The 26,576-nt window shown below is 40.7% G+C and carries 24 protein-coding genes; 14 read left to right on the top strand and 10 right to left on the bottom strand.

Going from position 1 to position 26,576, the window contains the following annotated elements:
- Window positions 1-68: 68 nt before the first annotated feature.
- The 7 genes from Bovatus_RS18710 (at window position 69) to Bovatus_RS18680 (ending at window position 7,393) form a co-directional block, all read left to right on the top strand.
- The gene (locus Bovatus_RS18710; RefSeq protein WP_004299783.1) at window positions 69-1,574 is read left to right on the top strand and encodes a DUF6242 domain-containing protein; all 1,506 of its coding nucleotides are present in this window, start codon (window positions 69-71) and stop codon (window positions 1,572-1,574) included.
- A gap of 27 nt (window positions 1,575-1,601) precedes the next feature.
- Entirely contained in the window at window positions 1,602-2,336 is a 735-nt protein-coding gene (locus Bovatus_RS18705) for an isoprenyl transferase (protein ID WP_004299782.1), read from the top strand.
- Between the two features lie 30 nt (window positions 2,337-2,366).
- On the top strand, window positions 2,367-5,021 hold the full coding sequence (gene bamA / locus Bovatus_RS18700; protein ID WP_004299781.1) for an outer membrane protein assembly factor BamA: 2,655 nt from the start codon (window positions 2,367-2,369) through the stop codon (window positions 5,019-5,021).
- Between the two features lie 23 nt (window positions 5,022-5,044).
- The gene (locus Bovatus_RS18695) at window positions 5,045-5,560 is read left to right on the top strand and encodes an OmpH/Skp family outer membrane protein (RefSeq protein ID WP_004305030.1); all 516 of its coding nucleotides are present in this window, start codon (window positions 5,045-5,047) and stop codon (window positions 5,558-5,560) included.
- A 56-nt stretch (window positions 5,561-5,616) separates the two neighbouring features.
- Window positions 5,617-6,132 carry an OmpH/Skp family outer membrane protein gene (locus Bovatus_RS18690; protein WP_004299779.1) on the top strand — a complete coding sequence of 172 codons (516 nt, stop codon included), beginning with the start codon at window positions 5,617-5,619 and terminating at the stop codon, window positions 6,130-6,132.
- A 108-nt stretch (window positions 6,133-6,240) separates the two neighbouring features.
- Window positions 6,241-7,083 carry a glutamate racemase gene (gene murI / locus Bovatus_RS18685; RefSeq protein ID WP_004299778.1) on the top strand — a complete coding sequence of 281 codons (843 nt, stop codon included), beginning with the start codon at window positions 6,241-6,243 and terminating at the stop codon, window positions 7,081-7,083.
- 76 nt (window positions 7,084-7,159) lie between these two features.
- Window positions 7,160-7,393, top strand: coding sequence for a DUF2007-related protein (locus tag Bovatus_RS18680; protein WP_004299777.1), 234 nt, complete (start codon window positions 7,160-7,162; stop codon window positions 7,391-7,393).
- On the opposite strand, the gene Bovatus_RS18675 is transcribed toward Bovatus_RS18680, so the two are convergent.
- Complete coding sequence (locus tag Bovatus_RS18675) at window positions 7,362-8,510, bottom strand: pyridoxal phosphate-dependent aminotransferase (RefSeq protein WP_004299776.1); 1,149 nt, start codon at window positions 8,508-8,510, stop codon at window positions 7,362-7,364. The two genes, Bovatus_RS18680 and Bovatus_RS18675, sit on opposite strands and share 32 nt — an antisense overlap.
- 105 nt (window positions 8,511-8,615) lie before the next feature.
- Here Bovatus_RS18675 and proB point away from each other — a divergent pair, with 105 nt between their 5' ends.
- From proB to Bovatus_RS18650, 5 genes are all read left to right on the top strand, one after another.
- Complete coding sequence (gene proB / locus Bovatus_RS18670) at window positions 8,616-9,698, top strand: glutamate 5-kinase (RefSeq protein ID WP_004299775.1); 1,083 nt, start codon at window positions 8,616-8,618, stop codon at window positions 9,696-9,698.
- Between the two features lie 470 nt (window positions 9,699-10,168).
- Window positions 10,169-11,194 carry a hypothetical protein gene (locus tag Bovatus_RS18665; RefSeq protein ID WP_004299774.1) on the top strand — a complete coding sequence of 342 codons (1,026 nt, stop codon included), beginning with the start codon at window positions 10,169-10,171 and terminating at the stop codon, window positions 11,192-11,194.
- A gap of 34 nt (window positions 11,195-11,228) precedes the next feature.
- Window positions 11,229-12,275: a hypothetical protein gene (locus tag Bovatus_RS18660; protein WP_004299773.1), complete on the top strand. Its 1,047-nt coding sequence runs from the start codon at window positions 11,229-11,231 to the stop codon at window positions 12,273-12,275.
- Between the two features lie 226 nt (window positions 12,276-12,501).
- Window positions 12,502-13,758, top strand: coding sequence for a glutamate-5-semialdehyde dehydrogenase (locus Bovatus_RS18655; protein WP_004299772.1), 1,257 nt, complete (start codon window positions 12,502-12,504; stop codon window positions 13,756-13,758).
- Window positions 13,759-13,829: 71 nt separating this feature from the next.
- The gene (locus Bovatus_RS18650) at window positions 13,830-14,786 is read left to right on the top strand and encodes a Rossmann-fold NAD(P)-binding domain-containing protein (protein ID WP_004299771.1); all 957 of its coding nucleotides are present in this window, start codon (window positions 13,830-13,832) and stop codon (window positions 14,784-14,786) included.
- Window positions 14,787-14,819: 33 nt separating this feature from the next.
- Here Bovatus_RS18650 and Bovatus_RS18645 read toward each other — a convergent pair whose 3' ends face one another.
- From Bovatus_RS18645 to rpmH, 7 genes are all read right to left on the bottom strand, one after another.
- Window positions 14,820-15,212, bottom strand: coding sequence for a rhodanese-like domain-containing protein (locus Bovatus_RS18645; RefSeq protein WP_004299770.1), 393 nt, complete (start codon window positions 15,210-15,212; stop codon window positions 14,820-14,822).
- A 14-nt stretch (window positions 15,213-15,226) separates the two neighbouring features.
- On the bottom strand, window positions 15,227-15,928 hold the full coding sequence (locus tag Bovatus_RS18640; RefSeq protein ID WP_004299769.1) for a NigD1/NigD2 family lipoprotein: 702 nt from the start codon (window positions 15,926-15,928) through the stop codon (window positions 15,227-15,229).
- The gene (locus tag Bovatus_RS18635; protein ID WP_004299768.1) at window positions 15,925-17,073 is read right to left on the bottom strand and encodes a 1-acyl-sn-glycerol-3-phosphate acyltransferase; all 1,149 of its coding nucleotides are present in this window, start codon (window positions 17,071-17,073) and stop codon (window positions 15,925-15,927) included. Before Bovatus_RS18635 ends, Bovatus_RS18640 begins: the two co-directional genes overlap by 4 nt.
- 100 nt (window positions 17,074-17,173) lie before the next feature.
- Window positions 17,174-18,148 carry a D-alanine--D-alanine ligase gene (locus Bovatus_RS18630; RefSeq protein ID WP_004299767.1) on the bottom strand — a complete coding sequence of 325 codons (975 nt, stop codon included), beginning with the start codon at window positions 18,146-18,148 and terminating at the stop codon, window positions 17,174-17,176.
- Window positions 18,145-19,218, bottom strand: coding sequence for an RluA family pseudouridine synthase (locus Bovatus_RS18625; RefSeq protein WP_004299766.1), 1,074 nt, complete (start codon window positions 19,216-19,218; stop codon window positions 18,145-18,147). The genes Bovatus_RS18630 and Bovatus_RS18625 overlap by 4 nt, the downstream gene beginning before the upstream one ends.
- Window positions 19,219-19,244: 26 nt before the next feature.
- On the bottom strand, window positions 19,245-19,898 hold the full coding sequence (locus Bovatus_RS18620) for a PASTA domain-containing protein (RefSeq protein ID WP_008776429.1): 654 nt from the start codon (window positions 19,896-19,898) through the stop codon (window positions 19,245-19,247).
- 370 nt (window positions 19,899-20,268) lie between these two features.
- Window positions 20,269-20,427: a 50S ribosomal protein L34 gene (rpmH, locus tag Bovatus_RS18610; RefSeq protein ID WP_004299762.1), complete on the bottom strand. Its 159-nt coding sequence runs from the start codon at window positions 20,425-20,427 to the stop codon at window positions 20,269-20,271.
- 192 nt (window positions 20,428-20,619) lie between these two features.
- Here rpmH and efp point away from each other — a divergent pair, with 192 nt between their 5' ends.
- Window positions 20,620-21,186, top strand: a complete 567-nt coding sequence (gene efp / locus Bovatus_RS18605) for an elongation factor P (RefSeq protein WP_004299761.1) — start codon at window positions 20,620-20,622, stop codon at window positions 21,184-21,186.
- A gap of 70 nt (window positions 21,187-21,256) precedes the next feature.
- On the opposite strand, the gene Bovatus_RS18600 is transcribed toward efp, so the two are convergent.
- Both Bovatus_RS18600 and Bovatus_RS18595 read right to left on the bottom strand, forming a co-directional pair.
- Complete coding sequence (locus tag Bovatus_RS18600; protein WP_004299760.1) at window positions 21,257-22,657, bottom strand: alkaline phosphatase; 1,401 nt, start codon at window positions 22,655-22,657, stop codon at window positions 21,257-21,259.
- A gap of 161 nt (window positions 22,658-22,818) precedes the next feature.
- Entirely contained in the window at window positions 22,819-24,414 is a 1,596-nt protein-coding gene (locus Bovatus_RS18595) for a DUF6377 domain-containing protein (protein WP_004305037.1), read from the bottom strand.
- A 244-nt stretch (window positions 24,415-24,658) separates the two neighbouring features.
- Here Bovatus_RS18595 and Bovatus_RS18590 point away from each other — a divergent pair, with 244 nt between their 5' ends.
- Window positions 24,659-26,512, top strand: coding sequence for a glycoside hydrolase family 13 protein (locus Bovatus_RS18590; RefSeq protein ID WP_004299758.1), 1,854 nt, complete (start codon window positions 24,659-24,661; stop codon window positions 26,510-26,512).
- Window positions 26,513-26,576 lie beyond the last annotated feature (64 nt).

Raw genomic sequence — 26,576 nt, 5'->3', positions numbered from 1 at the left:
CCTGTAATGTTCATTATCGGAAAAAATGTTTCTATTTTTGCAACTTGTAAATAAACACAATCTTTCAAATGAAAATAAAGTTTTTATCATTCATTGCGAGTTTTTTCATGGTGTCATTTGTTATAACGTCATGTCTTGATGACGATAATAACATCGAATATAGCCCGGATGCAACTATCCATGCGTTTGCACTTGACACAGCAGGCCTTGGGAGTTATAAATTCACTATTGATCAATTATCACGTGAAATTTATAACGAGGACTCTCTTCCTGTTCATGCCGATACCATCATTGACAAGATTTTAATCAAAACATTAACTACGGCATCAGGCGTCGTAACAATGAAAGACAAAAGCGGTAACGATTCTGTCATAAACATCAATGATTCTATCGATCTTCGGGAGCCACTTACTATAAAGGTATGGTCGACAGAAGCCTTAGCGGGAATATCTCCTAATCAAACTAAGGAATATACTATTAAGGTAAATGTGCATCAGCATGATCCCGATTCGTTGAGATGGAATCACGTTGGTAAAATGCAGGATGAGATCATTGGAGAACAAAAAACGATTGAATTCAACAATAAAATCCTTACCTATTCCGTAGTAGAAGGAAAAAATTTGAAAGTATACCAAAACAGCAACTATTCAAATTGGACAGCGGCAGGGACCAATACTACGGGTGATCTTACCAGTACACTACCTAATTCTATACTTCCTTTGAATGGAATCATATTAGCGACCGCTAATAATAAGGTATATGAATCAACAGATGGTGTTGCTTGGACAATTTCTGATAAATTCTCCGGCAATGTAAAAACATTTATCTCAAAAATACCTGTAGATACTGATACTAAAATAACCTATATCAAAACTGAAGACGGAAAACAATATATCTATTCAATATTAGAATCAGAGCTAGGTGCAGCGGATTCAGAAAAAAAGATCGAAGAAGCGGACAAGGAATTCCCTGTGGACAATATTTCTTACACAACCTTTAGTAAAGGAAGTAGTTACTATCGTAATATCATCGTAGGAAAGCATGAACCTGCAATAGAGATCGATATTAATAATAAGAAAGTTCCTATTACTATTGCATGGGGATATGACGGTAATGTTTGGGCTAAGTTGGGAACAAAATCTACAACAGCTTACTGTCCGGCATTTGATAATCCAACCGTTATTTATTATAACGAACTTTTTTATGTGTTTGGAAACGAGTTCGAATCAATCTATGTTTCTCAAAACGAAGGAATAGCCTGGCAAAAAGCAAATAAAAAATTCTCCTTCCCCCATCAGGACTGGAATGAATCTGGTTTTACTCCGAGTATAGAAAAACCAGAATTCAGAGGAAGAAAGAACTATTCTATAGTGCAAGATACAGAGAATAAGTTTATTTATGTTTTATTCGGTAAAGAACAAAACATTACTTTCACTGAAGAAGTAGAAAAAGCTGAAGAAACTCGAGCTACCGAATCTAAAGTCAGGGGGCCTTACAGTCATGATTCAGAAGTTTGGCGTGCTCGTCTTAATCAGCTATGGTTTGATCTGAATCCGGAATATGCCGGTCAATAAAAAAACGTATACGTTTAAAATAAAAAGATGTCCTATATAGAACAAATAGACAAAACTCGGATACCACAACACGTGGCCATCATTATGGATGGGAACGGACGATGGGCAAAACAACGAGGGGAAGAACGTACTTACGGTCACCGTGCTGGCGCAGAAACGGTACAGAATATTACCGAAGATGCCGCCCGTTTGGGAATCAAGTACCTGACACTGTACACCTTTTCAACCGAGAACTGGAATCGGCCGCAAGATGAGATTGCGGCTCTGATGAATCTATTGCTAGAATCTATTGAAGAAGAGACATTGATGAAAAACAATATTCGCTTCAATGTAATCGGTGATTTCAAAAAGTTACCTGTTGAAGTCCAGAAAAGTTTGGCATCATGCATAGAACGTACATCCAAAAATAGTGGTATGTATATGGTATTAGCTCTTAGTTACTCATCCCGTTGGGAAATAACCGAAGCTGTACGGCAAATAGCAACACTGATAAAAGCAGGAGAAATGTCTCCCGAACAGATAACGGATGAATGTATCTCATCTCATCTGGATACTAAATTTATGCCCGATCCGGATCTACTGATCCGCACGGGAGGAGAAATCCGGCTAAGCAATTACCTCCTATGGCAATGCGCTTATTCGGAGCTTTATTTTTGTGACACCTTTTGGCCCGACTTCGATAAAGAAGAACTCTACAAGGCCATTTGGGAATATCAACAAAGGGAACGCCGATTCGGCAAAACCAGTGAACAGATCAGCTAATATAACTCGAAACATCAAATTATAACATAAATGCATTATCGTATTTCCTTTATATTCATAACGTTTGTCTGCCTGTGCTGCTTTGCGACAACAGGCATTGCGCAAAATGCTAACACTGATGAAGACTCGAAACCTGTCATCTTATACTCCGGAACACCCAAAAAGTATGAGATAGCAGATATTAAAGTCGAAGGCGTAAAGAATTATGAAGACTATGTATTGATTGGACTATCCGGACTATCGGTAGGACAGACAATTACTGTGCCGGGTGACGAAATTACTGGAGCAATCAAACGTTATTGGCGTCATGGCTTGTTCTCAAATGTACAAATCACAGCCGAGAAAATTGAAGGTGACAAAATCTGGTTAAAAATCAGTCTGACACAACGCCCACGTATCGCAGATGTACGCTATCATGGTGTGAAGAAGTCGGAACGTACCGATCTTGAAAGCAAGCTGGGAATGGTAAAAGGTATGCAGATTACTCCGAATACCGTAGACCGTGCCAAGACATTAATCAAACGTTACTTCGACGATAAGGGATTCAAAAATGCAGAAGTAATCATCTCGCAGAAAGACGATCCATCCAGCGAAAATCAGGTGATCGTCGACATTGATATCGACAAGAAAGAAAAAATCAAAGTACACGAAATCCAAATCGTTGGTAATCATGCGATCAAGACTTCCAAGCTGAAGAAAGTTATGAAGAAAACCAATGAGAAAGGTAAACTTCGTAACCTGTTCCGCACCAAGAAATTCGTGCCAGAGAACTTCGAGGCAGACAAGCAACTGATTATCGACAAATATAATGAGTTGGGATACCGTGATGCAATGATTGTAAAAGACAGCGTTTCACAGTATGACGAAAAGACTGTAAACGTTTATTTGAATATAGACGAGGGACAAAAATATTATCTGCGTAACGTTACATGGGTAGGTAACACTCTCTATCCGTCAGAACAGTTGAACTTCCTGCTCCGCATGAAGAAAGGTGACGTATACAACCAGAAGTTATTGAACGAACGTGTTTCTACAGATGATGACGCTATCGGTAACTTATACTACAACAACGGTTACCTGTTCTATAACCTTGACCCGGTAGAAGTAAATATCGTTGGCGACTCTATCGACCTCGAAATGAGAATCTATGAAGGCCGTCAGGCTACTATCAATAAGATCAAGATCAGTGGTAATGACCGTTTGTATGAAAACGTCGTTCGCCGTGAACTTCGTATTCGTCCGGGACAATTGTTCAGCAAAGAAGACTTGATGCGTTCTTTGCGTGAAATTCAGCAGATGGGACACTTTGACCCGGAAAAACTGCAACCAGATATTCAACCGGATCCGATGAACGGAACTGTTGACATAGGTTTGCCTTTGACTTCCAAAGCTAACGACCAGGTGGAATTCTCTGCAGGTTGGGGACAGACGGGTATTATCGGTAAGTTGAGCTTGAAGTTTACCAACTTCTCTGTAGCCAACTTGTTGCACCCGGGTGAAAACTACCGTGGTATACTTCCTCAAGGTGATGGTCAGACATTGACTATCAGCGGACAGACGAACGCTAAATACTACCAATCATACAGTATTTCATTCTTCGATCCATGGTTTGGCGGCAAACGTCCGAATTCATTCTCTGTATCGGCATTCTTTTCTGTACAGACAGATATCAGTAGCCGTTACTACAACTCCAGCTACTTCAACAACTACTACAACAGTATGTATAGTGGCTACGGTGGTTATGGTATGTACAACTATGGTAACTATAACAACTACGAAAACTATTATGACCCTGATAAGTCTATCAAGATGTGGGGACTTTCCGTAGGTTGGGGTAAACGTCTGAAATGGCCGGATGACTATTTCACTCTTTCTGCAGAATTAGCTTACCAACGTTATAACTTGAGCGACTGGCAATACTTCCCGGTCACCAACGGTAAATGTAATGACCTTAGCATTTCATTGACTTTGGCTCGTAACTCTATTGACAACCCAATCTTCCCTCGTTCGGGTTCAGATTTCTCACTGTCAGTTCAGTTCACACCGCCTTACTCGTTGATGGACGGTAAAGACTATAAGGGATATTACAGCAACCCTGAAACAGGTAGCATTACCCAGGACAACATGAATAAACTTCATAAATGGATAGAATACCACAAATGGAAATTCAAAGGCAAAACATATACTCCGCTGATGGATCCGGTTGCTCATCCTAAATGTCTGGTATTAATGACACGTACGGAATTCGGTCTGTTAGGTCACTATAACCAATACAAGAAATCTCCGTTCGGTACATTCGACGTAGGTGGTGACGGTATGACCGGTTATTCAACTTATGCAACTGAAAGTATCGCTTTGCGTGGTTACGAAAACAGCTCATTAACACCATACGGTTCTGAAGGTTATGCCTATGCACGTCTCGGTATCGAATTGAGATATCCGTTGATGCTGGAAACAAGTACTAACATTTATGTGTTAGGTTTCCTTGAAGCAGGTAACGCATGGCATGATATCAAGAAATTCAATCCATTCGAGTTGAAACGTTCTGCCGGTGTCGGTGTTCGTATCTTCCTTCCGATGATTGGTATGATGGGTATTGACTGGGGTTACGGTTTCGACAAAGTATTTGGTTCTAAACAATATGGAGGAAGCCAGTTCCACTTTATCTTAGGACAAGAATTCTAATGTATCATCAAAAACTAAACGTTATGAGAAAGTCTGTTCTATTAATCATGATGCTATTTGCTGTCAGCATGGCAGCAAATGCACAGAAATTTGCACTGATCGATACGGAATATATTATGAAGAATATTCCGGCAGCTCAAAGCGCTAACGAGCAAATGCAAGAAGCTACGAAGAAATACCAGAGTGAAGTAGAAGCTCTGGCTAAAGAAGCACAGAAGATGTTCCAGGATTACCAGGCAAAATCTTCCACTTTTTCTGCCGCACAAAAAACAAAGACAGAAGATGCAATCGTAGCGAAGGAAAAAGAAGCAGCCGAGCTGAAGCGTAACTACTTCGGTCCGGAAGGCGAATTAGCCAAGATGAGAGACAAGTTGATTACTCCGATTCAGGATGATATTTATGAAGCAGTGAAAGCTATATCACAGCAACATGGATATGATATGGTAATTGACAGAGCCTCTGCTACAGGTATAATATTTGCAAATCCACGCATAGATATTAGTGATGAAATCCTAAGAAAATTAGGATATTCAAATTAATTTCATACATTTGCAGCTGGAAATAACTAAAAATCATTCAAATAAATTATAGAACTATGCTAAAAAAAATTGCACTTGTAATGTTGCTTGCACTCCCAATGGGTGTATTTGCACAGAACCTGAAATTCGGCCACATTAATGCACAGGAAATCATCACTGTGATGCCGGAATTCACCAAAGCTCAAAATGATATTCAGACTTTAGAAAAACAACTTACTGCCGAACTACAGAGAACGCAGGAAGAATTCAACAAGAAATATCAGGAATTCCAACAAGCTATCGCTAAGGATTCTCTTCCTCCTAACATCGCTGAAAGAAGACAGAAAGAGTTGCAAGATATGATGCAGAGACAAGAGCAATTCCAACAGGATGCTCAACAACAAATGCAGAAAGCTCAAAATGATGCAATGGCTCCTATCTACCAGAAGTTGGACAATGCTATCAAAGCAGTAGGTGCTGCTGAAGGGGTGATCTATATCTTCGACCTGGCAAGAACTTCGATTCCTTATGTAAACGAATCACAGAGCATCAACTTGACTAGCAAGGTAAAAGCAAATCTTGGTATCAAATAAGAGCTGACCAAGAATAAAGAAATACCAAAAGGGAAAGAGAAAGAAGGATCATCTTCTTTCTCTTTCCCTTTTTTTGGTGTACATTTGCGTATATAAATCAAGTGTGTCATGAAGCAACATCTATCCCATACGCCCGGACCTATCGGAGTATTCGACTCCGGATACGGAGGTCTGACCATCTTAGACAAGATTAGAGAAGTATTACCGGAATATGATTATATCTATTTGGGAGATAATGCACGTGCCCCCTATGGGACACGTTCTTTCGAAGTCGTATACGAATTTACCCGGCAAGCCGTCAACAAACTGTTTGATATGGGATGTCATCTGGTTATATTAGCTTGCAATACTGCTTCCGCCAAAGCTTTGCGCAGCATTCAGATGAATGATTTACCCCAAATCGATCCTGCCCGCCGTGTGCTCGGAGTCATCCGCCCCACTGTAGAATGCATCGGAGAGATTAGCAAGAATCAGCATATCGGTGTACTGGCAACAGCAGGCACCATCAAATCCGAATCGTATCCATTAGAAATACATAAACTGTTTCCTGAAATTCAGGTTAGCGGGACAGCATGTCCGATGTGGGTATCCTTAGTTGAGAATAACGAATCACAAGACGAAGGAGCAGACTATTTTATCCGGAAGTACATCGACCAATTACTGTCAAAGGATCCTCAAATAGATACTGTCATCCTCGGATGTACCCATTTCCCCATACTCCTACCTAAAATCCGGCAATACATCCCGGATCATATCAGTGTAATTGCACAAGGAGAGTATGTTGCAGAAAGCCTGAAAGACTATCTGAAAAGACATCCCGAAATGGATGCCAAATGTACCAAGAATGGCAACTGCCAGTTTTACACGACCGAAGCGGAAGAAAAGTTTTCAGAATCGGCCTCTACTTTCCTGAAACAGCAGATTAGCGTAAAACATATCACACTCGAATAATTTTTAAGAAAATAAATAACCATTTCTCTCTCTTTTTTGTTATATTTGTAGATAACAACCCCTAATAAGTAAGATCATGAAAGAAGAAGATTATAGCAAGGCAATAGAAGTATTCTCCGGATCCCCCTGGGAAGCCGAGATCATTAAAGGGTTATTAGAAAGCAATAATATCCGTTGTGTAATCAAAGATGGAATTATGGGGACATTAGCACCCTATATCGCTCCTTCCGTATCCGTCCTCGTGACAGAGGAAGAATACGAAGCAGCCACCGAGCTAATCAGAAGCCGAGACGAGAAAGGTAGCGATTGATACGGTCCAGTCCTTCTTTGATATTCTCCAATGAGTTTGCATAGGAGAAGCGTACATATCCTTCACCTCCCGTACCAAAGTCCACCCCGGGAGTAATGCCGACATGCGCATGTTCGAGTACATCGAATGCAAAGCGATAAGAGTCGGTAGTAAATTTGCGTGCGTTGGCAAAAATGTAAAATGCTCCTTGAGGTTCTACTTTAATCTCAAACCCCATTTCCCGAAGACGAGTAATCATGTACCGGCGACGCTCATCATAAATCTGTTTCATCCGTTCCACATCCGAATCAGCCTGCCACAATGCAGCAATCCCAGCCTGTTGGGCAACGCTGGACGCACAAATAAATAGATTTTGCTGCAACTTCTGCAAAGAACGCATACAAGATTTAGGTGCAATCAAATAACCCAGCCGAAGACCTGTCATCGCAAAACGTTTAGAAAATCCGTTCAAGACAAAAGCCTGATCGGTATATTCAAGAATGCTGTGCGCACGTCCTTCATAGACAAGTCCATGATAAATCTCATCCGAAATAACAGGAACTCCCAGTGCCGCCACTTCCCTCAAGAATTTTTCATCCAGCAACATTCCGGTCGGATTCATCGGAGAATTGATAAAGATAGCCGCTGTATGTGGATTCACACATTTACGAATAGCTTCTATGTCGTATTGCAAATACTCCTTAGACAAAGGAACCAAAACGGGTTTAGCCTGGGTAGCCAATACAAAATTACGGTAACAAGCATATCCCGGATTGGAAAGAATCACTTCGCTATCCGTGTTGCAAAGCAACATCAACGCAAGAAGAATGGATGGAGAAGAGCCGGAAGTCACCACAATGCAATCCGGATCTACCGTCACTCCATATTCCCGTAGATAAAAAGCAGCAATTTCCCGCCGGAGTTCCGGGTCCCCCAAAGAATGTGTATAGTGAGTAAGATGACGATCATAAGCCGCTTTTGCTGCTTCCGACACACAAGACGGTACATCAAAATCGGGTTCACCAACCTCCAAATGAATAATATCAACACCTTGTTTCTGTAATTCGTTTGCCCTCTCCAACACATCCATTACGATGAAGGAGGTCATCTGTTCTACTTGTGGATTTGTATGTTTCATTGTTTATCTTTTCTCTATCTAGCTGCAAAGATAATTCTTTTTAGCCTGTTTAGGTAGCATATCGGCAAAAAGCTCTATATTTGTGCTTTCAAATCGTTAGTAAGGATGAAACAGGAATTTACACGAATCGCAGTAAAAGTAGGAAGCAATGTATTGACACGCCGCGACGGAACGCTGGACGTTACCCGTATGTCGGCACTTGTTGACCAGATAGCGGAATTACATAAGTCCGGGGTAGAAATCATTTTGATTTCTTCGGGAGCTGTTGCTTCCGGACGCAGTGAAGTGCATCCGCAGAAAAAACTCGATAGTGTAGATCAGCGCCAATTATTTTCTGCTGTGGGTCAGGCCAAACTAATCAACCGTTACTACGAACTTTTCCGTGAGCACAATATACCTGTCGGCCAGGTACTGACAACGAAGGAAAGTTTTGGAACTCGCCGCCATTATCTGAATCAGAAAAATTGCATGACGGTAATGCTTGAAAACAATGTCATTCCTATTGTCAACGAAAACGATACGATTTCCGTCAGTGAGCTGATGTTCACCGATAATGATGAATTGTCCGGACTCATCGCTTCGATGATGGATACGCAGGCACTCATTATCCTAAGTAATATTGATGGGATTTACAATGGTTCTCCTTCCGATCCAAACTCTTCTGTTATCCGGGAGATCGGTCACGGCAAAGACTTATCCAACTATATTCAGACAACTAAGTCCAGTTTCGGACGGGGGGGGATGTTGACGAAAACCAATATTGCCCGCAAAGTTGCTGATGAAGGAATTACAGTGATTATTGCCAACGGGAAGCGGGATAATATTCTGGTAGATTTATTACAGCATCCTGAAGAAACTCTTTGTACACGTTTTATACCATCAGACGAACCGGTATCCAGCGTCAAAAAGTGGATTGCCCATAGCGAAGGTTTTGCCAAAGGGGAAATTCACATAAATAAATGCGCTACAGAAGTTCTAAACTCTGAAAAAGCTGTCAGCATCCTCCCGATTGGAATCACTCATATTGAAGGTGAATTTGAGAAAGATGACATTGTACGTATCATGGACTTTCAAGGAAACCAGGTTGGCGTTGGAAAAGTGAACTGTGACTCCAAACAGGCACAAGAAGCGATTGGCAAGCATGGAAAGAAACCAGTAGTACATTATGACTATCTATACATTGAATAATTAATAATAAGAATTTCTGTTTTATCCGATTTTAGACTAAAATTAGCTTGTTTCTGTACGGTTTTCACCACAGAGTACACAGAGGTGAATCTTGTTCATGACTGCACGGTAATAAACTGTTTCATCCTATTCTAGCAAGGGGATATTCTCACTGCAATGAGAAAAAGTTCTCATTGTAATGAGTATTTCTTCTCATCCCTATGAGTATTTTTTCTCATAGGGATAAGTATAGTTGAGAATGTTTACGGAAGTTTTTTTGAATTATAATTGTATGAGTTTACCTCATTTCTGCACCCAAATGAAGCTCTTATTCAGGTAGAATATTAGCTTCTTTAGTGAAGATAAGCGCTTTTATTTTCAGTTATATAATGTATTATAGATAGACATCTGCAACATAAATACAGGGACTTTATTTGCAAAAAACTATTAATAGCAGTATATTTGCCCTCTAAACAAACAATATAATCCCCATGCTACTAAAACATTGGAACCTTATACTCATATTTTTAACATTCTCAATTATATCTTGTGAGAGCAGTAAGAATGAACCTGAAGTAAACAGTACACCGTCATTTCCTGTCGGCAGAGAGTTTAATGTCAGTTTAAATATAGCTCCTTTTCTTGAAGTAGCCGAACAACCTTTAAGCCGTTCCACCTCCACGGTGGCTGACGGAATATATGCAGTTAATGTTTTTTGGAAAGGAAAAGGCCTGACTTCTTTCCAGCCCTATGCTTCAGGCCTTTTCGATAATCCATATCGAGTAGAAATCGGGTTAATCGAAGGATATGTGTATCGCTTTGACTGCAGCTTCCTGGGATATAAAGACCGCCCATATTATACAATACAAAGTGACAGCATACTTTATGGACTTCCTTTTTCATCTACTCTGCAGAAAGAGGTGAACGGGTTAGTCAACAACGATTTAAAGATTTCAATCAATCCCCTGAATATCAATGGGGCATTTCACCAACATATTTACAAAGGAGAAATGCATATAAAATGCGATAGTACTAGTACTCACCCTACCGTCAAACGCTTTTTCGGCAGTGAGCAATTGGACTTTTCAAATCCCAATATGAATACCTCCGTTTCAATGACATTGAAACGTGCTTATTATTCTATACAATTCGTTACAGACGAACTTGCACCGGGTGACTCCATCAAAATTAAAGCAGCGGACGTTGCTCCATTTTATCTACTATATTCCAAAGATGGAACATCCCGGACGGAGGAACGAATTATCTCTATGTACGATATATCCGACTATTATACGGCCAAACTTAAGGAAGAAGAAACAATCGCTTTCACTATTTCCTACCGCCCGGCCAATGAAGAGAAATGGTATTCTCTATATACCAATCAAAGTATTAAAATGAAAAGAAACAAAAAGAACATAGTCAAAATAGTCAAGATAGATGAGCATATAGGGGATGCTACTATCTCTTTTGGTGAAGAAGCAGAAATGGAAGAATCAGAACAAGAAATAGGGAAATAATAATCATACTCAACAACTACTAAAAAAGATTCATATGAAAATCAAACATCTTATGATCGCAGGCTGTCTATTCACAGCTTTTACTCTACAATCATGTATTAAGGAGAAAGATCTGTATCAGGCACCTCCTACTACGTATTCCGAACTTAACTTACAACTGGACGGAGACTACCTCTCAACCGAACTGCCCATGGCACGCGCTACAACTCCAACCAAAATTAATGAAAGTGAAACATTAGTGGGAATCGCCATTACCATGACACCCAAAGAGGGACAGAATCCATCTTCAAAACCATACGCTTATGGTATTTTCCAGTTAGACAAGGCGAAAGATCCCAATAACCTAAAAATAAAAGTTATTGATGGATACACTTACCGCATCTCTTGCTCTATGATTGCAAATGCAAAGGACTCAATCATAAAAGACGAAAAAGGCTTCTTCGGAGCCCCTTTCGATTTGGAACGTAGCGGAAAAATCAAAGGGGAATGCCTGAACAAATTCCTGACTGCCGAACAAGCAGATGGAATCAAATTCTTATACAATATTGAAAACCCGAGAATACAAACGAGAAACGGATCACAAGACGCCTGCAACCGCCCGTTCATCGAACGTTATCATGGATTAAACGATAAAGTGGAAGTGACAGATGGCATGCAAAATCACATCATGCTCTATCGCCGTTTTTTCGGAGTAAAATTCAAACAAACAGGTTTAGAGAAAGGACGTCTTAGAATAAAACTTGAAGACGCACCAAGCATCTATTTGAATGCTAATGCAGATATTCATAAGACTGTTGAATCTGAATTAAAAATGGTCAGCATGAGAAATCTCACTGCCAATATACCTACTGGTGATAATCAACATTTAACAGAGAATGTAAAAGTGGAAGTATTTTGGGAAGAGACTCCAGGAGCAGAAGAAAAGACAATCATCAGTAGCAGTATCACATTCAAGAGAAACTATACCCATTCTATCGCACTAACCAATATCGAACATATAGGAACACCTAGTGACATAGGAATTGAAGTCGAATCAGGAGAAATGGGAGAAGATATTGAACAAGACATTCCATGGCAATGAGATAATGCCAAATAGGAGTTCGAATAACAAGCACTATACCAATATAGTGCATAAATGAAAAATACGAGATTCAGAATTGAGTCTCGTATTTTTTTAGTATTAATCTTGTAAAAAAACCAGTGAATAAGTAAAGAGCAACATTTATTTCTATTTTCAACAAGTTTTATTCACATCATTCACTATATTTGCATAGTTTATCTTTCCATTTAATGCAAAAAAGGAGCAAATGACTACAAATTTAAACGAGACCTTTGCCGCTGTACAAGTAGCAAGTCGGGAATTAGCCCTGCTGAATGATAATGTCATCAATCAGATTTTAAATGCAGTAGCTGACGCAGCAATTGCAGAAACACCTTTCATTCTTTCAGAGAACGAAAAAGACCTCGCACGGATGGACAAAAATGATCCGAAGTACGATCGGTTGAAACTAACGGAAGAACGTTTGAAAGGTATTGCCGCAGATACACGCAATGTAGCAACACTCCCCTCTCCTTTGGGTAAAGTGCTGAAAGAGAGTGTTCGTCCCAATGGAATGAAGTTGACGAAAGTCAGCGTTCCTTTCGGAGTCATAGGAATCATTTATGAAGCGCGCCCTAATGTTAGCTTTGATGTTTTCTCCCTTTGTCTGAAGAGCGGAAATGCCTGCATATTGAAAGGAGGAAGTGACGCCGATTGTTCCAACCGGGCCATCATCAGTGTGATTCACAAAGTATTGAAGAAGTTCAAAATCAATCCGCACATTGTAGAATTACTTCCGGCTGATAGAGAGGCTACGGCAGCGTTACTGAATGCTGTGGGCTACGTAGACTTGATTATCCCCAGAGGCAGCAGCAGTCTTATTCATTTCGTACGCGAGAATGCAAGGATTCCTGTCATTGAAACAGGAGCAGGTATCTGTCACACTTACTTCGATGAATTTGGGGATACAAACAAGGGAGCAGACATTATTCATAATGCAAAGACACGTAGAGTTAGCGTATGTAATGCATTGGACTGCACCATTATACATGAGAAGAGACTGGCCGACCTCCCTCTGATTTGCGAGAAACTAAAAGACAGCCATGTCATTATTTATGCTGATCCGCAAGCTTACCAGGCATTGGAAGGCCGCTATCCTGCCGAGCTCCTGGAACATGCAAAAGCAGAAAGCTTCGGCACGGAGTTTCTGGATTATAAAATGGCTGTCAAGACTGTAAAGAGCTTCGAAGATGCCTTAGGACATATTCAGGAAAACAGTTCTAAACATAGCGAGTGTATTGTTACCGAGAACGGGGAACGTGCAGCTTTATTCACCAGAATCGTGGACGCAGCTTGCGTATACACCAATGTGTCTACCGCTTTCACTGACGGGGCACAATTCGGATTAGGAGCCGAAATCGGAATCAGCACGCAAAAGCTACACGCACGCGGTCCGATGGGACTTGAGGAAATCACTTCTTACAAATGGGTCATTGAAGGAGATGGACAAACGAGAAGAAATTGAGACTATACCTATATGTTAAAAATCAAACAAGGTTTTGAGCGAAGCTAATTAAAAATTAAAAAATAAATGATATGAAGAAATTTACTTGTGTACAGGACATTGGCGATTTAAAATCAGCCCTTGCAGAAGCATTCGAAATTAAAAAAGAGCGCTTCAAATATGCAGAACTAGGACGAAACAAGACTTTAATGATGATCTTCTTCAACTCTAGTTTACGTACCCGCCTCAGCACACAGAAAGCTGCCATCAATTTGGGAATGAATGTAATGGTACTGGATATCAATCAAGGTGCATGGAAATTGGAAACTGAACGTGGCGTAATTATGGATGGTGATAAACCGGAACATATATTAGAAGCCATTCCGGTTATGGGATGCTATTGTGATATCATTGGAGTACGCTCTTTTGCCCGTTTTGAAGACCGTGACTTTGACTATCAGGAAACTATTATCAATCAATTCATCCAATACTCCGGACGTCCTGTCTTTTCGATGGAAGCGGCAACACGCCACCCATTGCAGAGCTTTGCCGACCTGATTACCATCGAGGAATACAAGAAAACAGTACGTCCCAAAGTAGTTATGACCTGGGCTCCTCATCCACGTCCATTGCCACAGGCTGTCCCTAATTCCTTTGCTGAATGGATGAATGCAACGGATTACGAATTTGTCATCACTCATCCCGAAGGTTATGAGCTTGATCCGCAATTTGTAGGTAATGCAAAAGTAGAATATGACCAGATGAAGGCCTTCGAAGGAGCCGACTTCATATATGCCAAGAACTGGGCTGCTTATTCTGGCGACAACTATGGACAGATATTAAGCAAAGATCGTGATTGGACTGTCAGCGACCGCCAAATGGCAGTTACCAACAATGCTTATTTCATGCATTGTCTTCCGGTTCGTAGAAATATGATTGTGACAGACGATGTCATTGAAAGTCCGCAATCTATTGTGATTCCGGAAGCTGCCAACCGTGAAATCTCGGCAACTGTCGTTCTGAAAAGGTTATTGGAAGGACTGAAATAACCCCCAAAAATAAAGTGCTGATAAATCAGCACTTTATTTCTCTATTTCTTTACCTGCTTCCTGCCAGGAATTAAATCCCTTATCAAGCTCAAAAACTTTATATCCCTTCTCGCTCAAAATTGCCGCAGCCTTCTTGCTTCGTTTTCCACTGCGACAATATACAGCCACCGGTTTGTCTTTTTGCAACAAAGAATCAGCCATTGAAGCAAAAGAGTCATCCATCACATTGATGTTGATCGTCTTCGTGATATGCCCCTCCGAATATTCCGCAAGTGTACGAACATCCAGACGTTGTATATCCTCATTCTGAATAAGAGAATCAAACTCCTCTACATTCATTGATTGAAAATCCCCTTTCTGCTGACAAGAGAAAAGGGAAGAGAGAAATAAAAATATTCCCACGATTAATTGATTCAATTTAAACATATACACTCCATTATTCAATTCTGTCCCGGAGTATAGTCAAACCCAGGATCACAGTACTTATCAGATTCTATCGGAGAACCATCCTTATCGTACGTATAATATTTAAACTTTACCTTTATCGTCCGACCCGGATTCTCTTCATCTATATATTGCGCCAAAGGAACAGAAATGTAAGCACGCCGATTATAGTATTCTCCATCACTGTTCGCATCATGGTATAACAACATATTCACAATGCCATTTGTTTTAAGTTCGGACACATCTTCCACTATACCGAAAACATGTCCCTTGCCCGTACTGACCTTGAGATTCAAAATCATATTCAGATAATCCCTTCCAAGCCAGATACTGACCATCTCTACCGGATCTAGCTTTATACCGTCCTTGTAAATCGGATCATCTTCCGGTTTAGGTACCGGCGTTATGAGCGATTGCAAAGAATATATAGTAGCAGTGTTCTCACCGGAAAGCACCTCATAGTTACTCATTACACGTCTGGAAGTGTTTGGAGAGATAGTAGAACCCGTACGGTCTTCCGAAACAGTCAAGACTTCTCCCTTATCAGGAATAAGCGTTTGTATGCGACCGTCTTCTCCGGCCTCTACAGTCACAAATTCCAGTTTCACCGAAGGATAATAATAGTCATCATCTCCACAGGCAGTCATCAGGAAAAGCAATCCCCACAACCAAACAACATGTAATTTTCTTCTTTTCATCGGCAAGCTGCTAAATAATTAACTAACGGATTGGAATACATTAATAACAACTTCTCACGCAAAAAGTCTTCATCCTTATTCGGAATCTTGATCTTTGCCAATTGTTGTTCAATATAGTTCATAAACTGCTGTTTCTCTTCTTCCGTGTAATTGGACACGAATTCCGTTGTGCCATTCAGCCAATCATACGCCACATAATTTCCCGGATATATCCGGTAATTACGATGGATGCGGCGATCAAGACAGGCAGAAATACGGGCAAACAAATCCGGTTTCGGCAACGAACGGTCCAAGCCTTGCAAGTCATCATTCAAACAAGGAGCAACCTGAAAATGTACCCTGCCTTTATATCCGAAAAGCCCTGTCTGCATATTAATCAAATCGTCTTGTGTCGTCTTTTTATATCCTTCGATGTCTCTCTTCAACTGAAACTCTTGCGCTTTCAGAAAATCACACGGATCATATTCGTATGAAATAGCAAGCGGAGCAATATTCATTTCCATCAGGCGGTCTATCAAATCGCCTTCACCTCCCATTGCCAACATTTTCAATACACTGTCTTGTGTACGGTCATTCGAATCTTTTGCACGTCCTTCACGCTGCGCAATCCAAATAGACTGATTCTTCTCTGAAATGGTGTAATGCATATAACGGGACATACGCGCTGAAGATTCCAACATTTGCCGCATGGTCAACGCCCGCTGTACAATAAATGATTTATTGACACGCACCAGTTTCTTAATCCAGGGATAAATAAGCAAATTGTCGCCAATCGCAATTTCTACCGTATCCATTCCCTGGTCAATCAACAAAATAGAGAGAAAGCCCGAATCAAGAATAATATCTCTATGATTCGATATATACGTATAAGCTTTACTTTTATCCGGTATGGCGGTATGATCCAGTGTCAGTCCGGCAGTATGATCTGCCGCTATCTTCCACAAAATGCCATAACAAAATGCCTCCTGAAAATCAAGCTTAGTCTTACAGGCACGCATTTTTTGCGCCAGAAGTTCAAATGGAACGTTCGGTATAGCACCGGTAGCAGCTTTCTGAAAAGCCGGATCGGCAATCAGTTCCTCAAAGATTTGAGGAAGTTCCTCATCATTGTAAGGACGAATTTCATTAAACTCTGTCAGATCCATAAGTCTCAAGTATTATGTGCTCAAGTATTAAGTAATAAGTATAAAGTATTAGACTGCGTACAAACCGCATGGTTAATACTTTATACTTGATACTTAATACTTAAAACTTGTTTTCAATAATATCAGTCATCACATCCTTTATATCCAGTCCGGCTGCACGCACTTGCTGGGGAATAAAACTGGTAGTAGTCATTCCCGGAGTAGTATTTACTTCGAGAAGATTCAGTTTTTCACCGGCAGTTATAATGTAATCTACACGGATAATGCCGGAACAACCTAATATATCATAGATAGCTGAAGTCAGCATCTGTACGCGTTTGGTCAATTCATCCGAGATACGCGCAGGAGTGATTTCATCTACCTGTCCATTATATTTAGCATCATAATCAAAGAACTCATTGTGCGTCACTACTTCCGTAGGTGGAAAGATGACCGACTTCTCTTTTGTCTTATAACAGCCGCAAGTCAGTTCCGTTCCGTCCATAAACGCTTCAACAATCACCTCTTCCGCTTCTCCGAAAGCTTTAACAATGGCCGGTTGTATTTGTTCTTTTGTCTTCACTTTCGTAACTCCGAAACTCGAACCTCCCAGACTAGGCTTGATAAAACAAGGCAGGCCAATCTTTTCCACTACTTCCTCGTCAGAAACCGATTGTCCTTGGCGCAACAACAATGATTCGGCAATGCGCACTCCAAAAGCCTTCAGATATTGATTGCAGGTAAACTTGTCATAAGTAATGGCAGCCGCCAACACTCCACAACAGGAATACGGAATACGCATCATATCAAAATAGCCTTGCAGCCTGCCATCCTCACCCGGCGTACCGTGGATGGTGATATAAGCAAAGTCGAACACAACCTTCTCCGTTCCGTTCGTAAAACTAAAGTCGTTTCTATCCACCGGCACTTTGTTTCCGTCCGGTAATTGTACTTCCCAGCGACGGCCTTCCATCTCCACGATATACAAATTATACTTTTCCTTATCAATAAAGGAATAAATACCCTGTGCGCTACGCAGGGAAACTACGATTTCAGAGGTATCTCCTCCTGCTACGATAGCGATGTTGCGTTTCATTCTAATTCTCTATTACTTATATAGCCTCTCCACTTCTCGATAAGCCGGGTCATGTCATCCGGAAGTTCGGAAGTAAAATACATCTCTTCACCTGTGACGGGATGCACAAACCCCAATGTCATAGCATGCAAAGCCTGTCGGGGACAAGTGTCAAAGCAATTATTTACAAACTGTTTGTATTTACTAAAATGGGTTCCTTTCAATATCTCATGACCGCCATAGCGTTCGTCATTGAACAGCACATGACCGATATGTTTCATGTGGACACGAATCTGATGAGTACGTCCTGTTTCAAGTATACATTCCACAAGGGTTACGTATCCCAGTCTTTCCAGTACGCGGTAGTGTGTAACGGCATGTTTGCCCACTGTCGGATCGGACATCACCGCCATTTGCATCCGGTCTCTCGGATTACGGGCAATATTACCGACAATCGTTCCTTCATCCTGTTCCATAACACCCCACACCAAAGCACGATATTTGCGTTTGGTAGTCTTATTAAAAAATTGAATTCCCAGATTTGTTTTGGCATCCGGTGTCTTGGCAATCACCAGTAAGCCTGAAGTATCTTTATCGATGCGATGAACAAGTCCCACGTGCGGGTCATTGGCATCATAATCCGGTATATCCTTCATGTGCCAGGCCAGCGCATTGACCAGCGTGCCGTGATAGTTTCCGTGTCCCGGATGCACGACCAATCCCGCCGGTTTATTCACAACCATCAGATAAGGGTCTTCATAAACGATAGTAAGGGGAATATTTTCAGGAATAATTTCATTTTCATAACGGGGACGGTCCATCATTACCGTAATGACATCCAGCGGTTTCACTTTGTAGCTACTCTTCACCGGTTTGCCATTAGCCATAACGAATCCGTCTTCGGCAGCCTTCTGAATACGGTTGCGCGAAGCATTGACAATACGTTCGAACAGATATTTGTCGACTCTGACCATCGCCTGTCCCTTGTCTACAACCACGCGGAAGTGTTCGTAAAGCTGGGATTCGTCACCGACAGGTTCTATATCATCCAAATCATTCTCCAGTTCATCCGGAAGTTCTTCCTCTATCATGCGAGTCCGTTTCTGTTATTTATCTATTAAAACCAACTATCATCTTGAGCAGGTGATGATTCCGACGTAACCGGTTTCTCCGTATCCACGGAAACATCAACCGAGTCCTCTTCTTCCGACATATCACCGGAGCCGTCTCCCACCATCAATGTCAAAGAAGCTCCCAAAGGAATCTTTTCTCCGGCAGCCAACTGACGTCCCTGATACTTCACGCCGTACACCCAGTCTTTCTCACCATTTACCAATTGAATCTGATTCAGTTTAAAACCGGCATTCAGTAACTTGGCCTGTGCCTGGCGGAGCGAGCTGTTGTCCGCCACATCGGGAATGGCACGTAAAGGGACATCCAGGGTATTGACTGTCAGGTATACTGTACGTCCTTCCTTCACTTTTTCACCGGCTCCCGGTTTCAGTTCAAGAATGATACCCGCTGCTTTATCTTTGACATATTTGGTATCAGAAATCACATATACCAAACCGTGATTCCGGAACATCTTCGTAGCTTCTTCCACTGTCATTCCCTTCACATCGGGAACTACCACGCTTTCACCATGATGTGTATGTATATCAAGCCATTTCAACACACCAAATATCATCACTACCATCACCACAATCATGGCGATAATATTCACCCAGAAATATTTATTGGTTTTAAAAGAAAAGAATTCTTTAATAGTCATACGCATTGCTGTTAATATGCGCCAAAGATACGACAAAATAGTTGAACTTTTAAAAAGTAGGCGATGAAAAATGTCCCTACCTATTATGCAAAGACGCTTATCATCGCCAGAATTGCTGCAACTATAATCCCCACTCCTATAGATTTCAACAACCTTATTATAATGATACGGGGTTTCATGTCCCGGATATACTCTACCATCGCGTATGTTCGTTTATGAGTTTTATTTAATCTCACAAAGAAAAGCAAAAAGTCATAAATAAGAGCAAACAATACCGCTTTTTAACATACTATCCCCTTGAAAAACAGAGAAACAAAAAAGGCGAAGATTAAATTCTCCGCCTTTTTTGTTTCCTGATGACAAGTGATTATCACTTTTGTCCGTTGTACTCATCAGAAACAGTCAGTTTCTTTCTGCCTTTCGCACGACGAGCAGCTAATACTCTACGACCATTAGCCGATGCCATTCTCTCACGGAAACCGTGTTTGTTCTTTCTCTTTCTGTTAGAGGGTTGAAATGTTCTTTTCATTACTGTATCTTGTTTTTATGTTATTATTCTACGTAATCGGGCTGCAAAAATAGGCACTTTTTTTAAATTAACCAAGAGATAACTCATTTTTGCTCAAAAGTTTTTGTGTTTTTTACCGATTTAGATTACTTTTGCAGTCGAATTCCTGCGAAAACAATTAAATAACAATAATATAATAAGAAAAATAGCAGTATGATTAATGCTCAAGACATCAAAAACGGAACTTGTATCCGTATGGACGGAAAGCTCTATTTCTGTGTAGAATTCCTGCATGTAAAACCAGGTAAAGGTAACACTTTTATGCGTACTAAACTGAAAGATGTAGTTAGCGGATACGTTCTCGAACGCCGTTTCAACATCGGTGAAAAGTTGGAAGATGTACGTGTAGAACGTCGTCCATACCAATTTTTGTATAAAGAAGGAGAAGATTATATCTTTATGAACCAGGAAACATTCGACCAACATCCTATCGCTCACGATCTGATTAATGGTGTTGACTTCCTGCTCGAAGGTTCAGTATTGGAAGTTGTTTCTGATGCTTCTACTGAAACTGTACTTTATGCAGACATGCCGATCAAGGTTCAGATGAAGGTGACTTATACAGAACCGGGCATGAAAGGTGATACAGCTACTAACACACTGAAACCTGCAACTGTGGAATCAGGTGCAACAGTACGTGTTCCTTTGTTCATCAGCGAGGGTGAAACAATCGAAATCGATACTCGTGACGGTTCTTACGTAGGACGTGTGAAAGCATAATTTGCAAAAACATATAAAAATAGCCGGGATTCCAAGGACTTCCGGCTATTTTTATATTCATACAGTTCTATTATTTATATCCTGCAGCTTTCGCAATTCTTTTAGGAATTTCTGTATTGTCAATCTTCTCACCAAACAGTTGAGAACCTGCACCAATAGCAAATACAGGAACATAACCGGCAGAGTGCCCGCCACTTACCCAACCTATCATAGCGATTTCATCCATCACTTCCTTTGCACGTGCAGCCATCGGTTCGCTCTTAGAGTACATACTTTCAGCAAATACGACTTTATTCTTCACGAATGATTTCTCAAATTCATCACGCAACGTCTTTTCCTGTTCCCAAGAAAGAGGGAATTGTTTCCAGAAGCCCATTTCTTCGCCGAGGAATGTTTTCATGTCCTCCCAAGTGACTTTATTGCCTTTTGATTTTCTCAATTCACTGATACGTTGTGAAAGTCCGTCAGCAGAATGTTTCTGATATTGCAATGCTTTCAGGTTCAACGCATATTTTCCCGTACCGAGCACGATACCACCTGTTTCATGGTCTGCGGTAATCACAATCAGCGTTTCTTTCGGATGTTTCTTATAGAATTCATAAGCTACTTTGATGGCATTATCCATGTCTTTCACTTCGTTGAACACAGTAGCGGCGTCATTAGCGTGGCATGCCCAGTCTATTTTACCTCCTTCTACCATCAGGAAAAAGCCTTTATTATTGCCTTTAGTAAGAAAGTCAATAGCACTTTCCGTAATTTGTGCTAATGTCAAATCATTCTCTTTGCGGTCAATAGCATAAGGCAGACAAGAAGGATTGGCTCCCTCTTCCTGAATCAAGATCATCTTTTCTGCTTTTGCAGCTTTTGCCTTATAGTCATTGTAACCACGTGCTACTGTATATCCTGCCTCTTCAAAAATAGGGAAAATGCTCGGAGCTTCTTTCTTGTCATAAGTGGTGGTAGGTTTCAAGAAACCACCGCCTGCATAAAAATCGAAATTGGCTTTCGGCAAATCAAGAGCAATTTCATAATTCATATTACGATCGGGTTGATGTGCATAAAATGCGGCAGGAGTAGCATGATCCACACTGACAGAAGTCGTTACGCCCACCTTTTTTCCTGCTTTCTTTGCTTTTTCTGCGACAGTCTGAATAGCATTTTTATCTTCTCCTACAGAAATAGCGCCATTATAAGTTTTCTTTCCTGTTGCCAATGCAGTACCTGCAGCTGCAGAGTCTGTTACTGAATTTTTAGCAGAGAAAGTGGTTGCTACGGTAGCAACCGGAAATTGAGTAAATAACAAAGGCTCGACTCCAATACGACCATTTTGAATTTCCGCCTGATACATCTCCGTACCATTTACTTGATTGACTCCCATTCCATCTCCGATGAAATAGAATACGTACTTTGCCTGCCCGTTGGCTACAACGGAGATAAGGACAAAGAACAGTGTGTAGACTAACTTTTTCATTTTCTAGTATATTTATTTTAGATTAGTTGTCTACAAAGGTAGAAAAAAAAGAGAGATGCACAGTGGATTATTGAACACTAAAAGTAGATATTTGCTTTATACACAAGCATTATTGGCTCGTATATTACGAAGTAATAACATATTGCTATCTGTGAATAACATTATAGGTTCATTACATTCTGCTCGAACATATCTTTATCTCCGGCAGCTTTATTACGCATCCGGCTACGATAATTATAGATAGTTGCCAAAGAATAACCGAGAAAATGAGCAATCTTGTTACTGTCTACTACTCCCAGACGGATAAGGGCAAAGATACGAAGTTCTGTTGTCAGAAGTTCATCGGATTTAGGATACACTCTTCCTTCTTCTACCAGCAAATTATTGAAAGCTGAAATAAAGTTCGGGAAAAGTTTCAGAAAAGACCTGTCGAACTCATTATAGAATTCATCCCGCTCATCCCGGATAAACTGTTCGGACTTGATAGCTTTAAACAAATCTTCGATACGCGATGCCATTGCCAATTTTGCCAATGAACGACGATAAGTTTCCAGTTTGTCGAGATAGTTGACACATCTGTCCAGATAGCGGGCGATATAGACTTCTTTTATTTTTCCGGTTTGCTCCAGTTCCGCGTTGACCGCAGACATTTGTTTGTTAGCCAGACTAAGATTCCGCCGCATAACAGACAACTTCTTCATCCAACGATATAGATAGAAAATAGCAATCAGAAGAAACAAAGACAACAAACTGACACTAATCAACATAGCGCGGGAAACGGCACGTTCTTTTTCTTCTTTTAATTTATACGCCTTGTCGATAATCGGAAAAAACTCCGTCACCTCAATAAACCGCAAACGGGCATTACACGCCACAGCATCTTCCATCGAGCAACTCAAGTATTTGTAGGCACGGTCAATATCTCCTGATTCATACATCAGATGCGCGAGTTTCTGCAATGAAGCATACTCCCTCACCGGAGTTTCCAGATCCGCAATGGCAGTCAGAATCAGATAGTAAACTTCTTTTTCGATATCTTTCTTCATACTATAAGCTTCGGAAAGAGTATAATAAATATATACTTTCTGACGTTCATCCTGAATTTCTTTCAAAGCATTGTTCAGCATATCCACAGCGACATCGGCTTTCCCGTTCATTATGCATTTTTCGGCTAAAACAATCGTTTTGTTTGCCTCTGGAGGCATCGCAGCAATAATGGAATCTCTATATAAATCGGTTTTCTTCAAATACTTTTCTTTTTCATTCTTATTGGTCGTATAATCTGCTAACCACCCGTAGCAGGCACGATACGTCTGATAATAAGATAACCGAGTCCACTCATTCAATTTTTTAGGATCAATCCTCTCCAACTGTTCAATGGCTTCTATATACATTCCCATTACTCCCATTACCGTAGCACGATTAATGATGATCTCATACTCCAATTCCGGGCGGTTCAACAATGGAAGGATTTCCATCTCACGGTTAATATAATATAAGGACGAGTCTGCCTGATAATGCAAATATGCACCAAAAAGAGAGGCATATAATTCATATTTTCGAACAGGATCAGTAGAATGGGCAAGTTCTAATTTCAAGTTATTAATCTCTTTCTCTTTCCGAATCTGGAAAGTCTCTTTCTTGCTTATAACTTCATCCAGCTTTTTAAGAGCAGCCGCATTATCCGTATGCATTGCACACAACGAAAAAGGAAAGAGCAAAAGAAGAAATAGCATATAAAGGGTTAGATTTTTCATAAGGTTCCTTTTTAAAGATGTTACAAATATAAGAAATATAGTAATGAAAACGAAAAATATGGGTATAACTATTTTCATTTTCACTTGTATTTTTCGGCATAAGGTATTAGAATATCCAACTAATTATCAGCAACATAGTCAGATAACAGGTTTATATTTCCATTCTAATCTCACAAAGGTGCACAGCATCCCCCTACATTTGCATCATCGGTTCTCCGAGCAAACAGTTAAAAATCTAGCTACCATGAAACGAAATTTGTTATTTGCTATTTTACTATTACTTCTATCGGGTTATCATCAAGCATTCGCCGCAACCAATATAAAGAAAGTGGCTCCTACCTTTTGGTGGGCAGGAATGAAGAATCCCGAACTACAAATACTTCTATACGGCGATGGCATATCATCCGCAGAGGTAAGTATTTCTTCTAATGACATCACCCTGCAGGACGTGGTGAAACAGGAAAATCCTAATTATCTGATCTTATATTTAGATCTTTCAAAAGCTATCCCTCAGCACTTCGACATTCTCCTGAAACAAGGTAAAAAACAGACTAAAATACCATACGAACTTAAACAGCGCAAAGAGAATGCTTCAGCAGTAGAAGGCTTCAACTCCAGTGATGTACTTTATCTCATTATGCCGGACCGCTTTGCCAACGGCAACCCCTCCAATGATATAATTCCCGGAATGTTGGAAGCAAACATAGACCGCAACGAACCTTTCGCCCGTCATGGCGGTGATTTAAAAGGAATAGAGAAACATTTGGATTATATTGCAGACCTCGGAGTTACGAGTATATGGCTTAACCCGATTCAGGAAAATGACATGAAGGAAGGCTCTTATCATGGATATGCCATCACCGATTACTATCAAGTAGACCGTCGCCTCGGAAGCAATGAAGAGTTTCGCAATCTCGTAAAAGAAGCCAATGCTAAAGGGCTAAAGGTAGTCATGGACATGATCTTCAACCATTGCGGTTCGAACAATTATCTATTCAAAGACATGCCTGCCAAAGATTGGTTCAACTTTGAGGGAAACTACATGCAGACCAGTTTCAAAACTGCCACCCAAATGGACCCTTATACTTCCGATTATGATAAAAAGCTGGCCATTGACGGTTGGTTCACACTGACTATGCCGGACTTCAACCAACGAAACCGTCACGTAGCCACTTACCTGATACAGAGTAGTATCTGGTGGATAGAATATGCGGGTATCAACGGAATCCGCCAGGATACACATCCTTACGCCGACTTTGAAATGATGGCGCATTGGTGCAAAGCGGTCAATGATGAATATCCTTCATTCAACATTGTCGGTGAGACATGGCTGGGCAGCAATGTACTGATCTCCTACTGGCAGAAAGACAGTAAACTTGCTTATCCGAAAAACAGTTATCTTCCTACTGTCATGGATTTCCCACTGATGGAAGAAATAAATAAAGCTTTCGACGAAGAAACCACCGAATGGAACGGAGGACTTTTCAGACTCTACGAATACCTCTCACAGGATATTGTCTACGCCGATCCAATGAGTCTGCTGACCTTCCTCGATAATCACGATACTTCCCGTTTCTACCGTTCGGAGGAAGATACCAAGAACCTGAACCGATATAAACAAGCCTTGACATTCTTACTGACTACCCGTGGAATTCCACAAATATATTATGGAACTGAAATCCTGATGGCAGCCGACAAAGCAAATGGAGACGGATTACTCCGATGTGACTTTCCGGGAGGTTGGCAGAATGACGCCAAAAACTGTTTTGAAGCAACCAACCGTACTCCGCAACAAAATGAAGCCTTCTCTTTTATGCAAAAACTGCTCCAATGGAGAAAAGGAAATGAAGTCATCGCCAAAGGCAAACTAAAACATTTCGCACCCAATAAAGGCATTTATGTTTATGAACGCAAATACGGTAACCAATCAGTCGTTGTCTTTCTGAATGGAAACGACCGGGAACAGACTATTGACTTACATCCTTATCAGGAAATACTCTCCACCTCGTCTGCTCATGATTTGCTCACAGACAAAAAGATTGAATTAAGAAATGAATTAACACTTCCAAGCCGTGGGATATACCTTTTAGCCTTCTAAGCAAGTTCACTACGACTTATATTTATCCAATGAAATCAGATAGATAAACAATTATAAAACAAGA

This window comes from Bacteroides ovatus (assembly GCF_001314995.1).
In the GTDB taxonomy this organism is placed as follows: Bacteria; Bacteroidota; Bacteroidia; order Bacteroidales; family Bacteroidaceae; genus Bacteroides; species Bacteroides ovatus.
The sequence above is the reverse complement of the archived record's forward strand: the minus strand, read 5'-3'. Positions and strand labels throughout refer to the sequence as shown.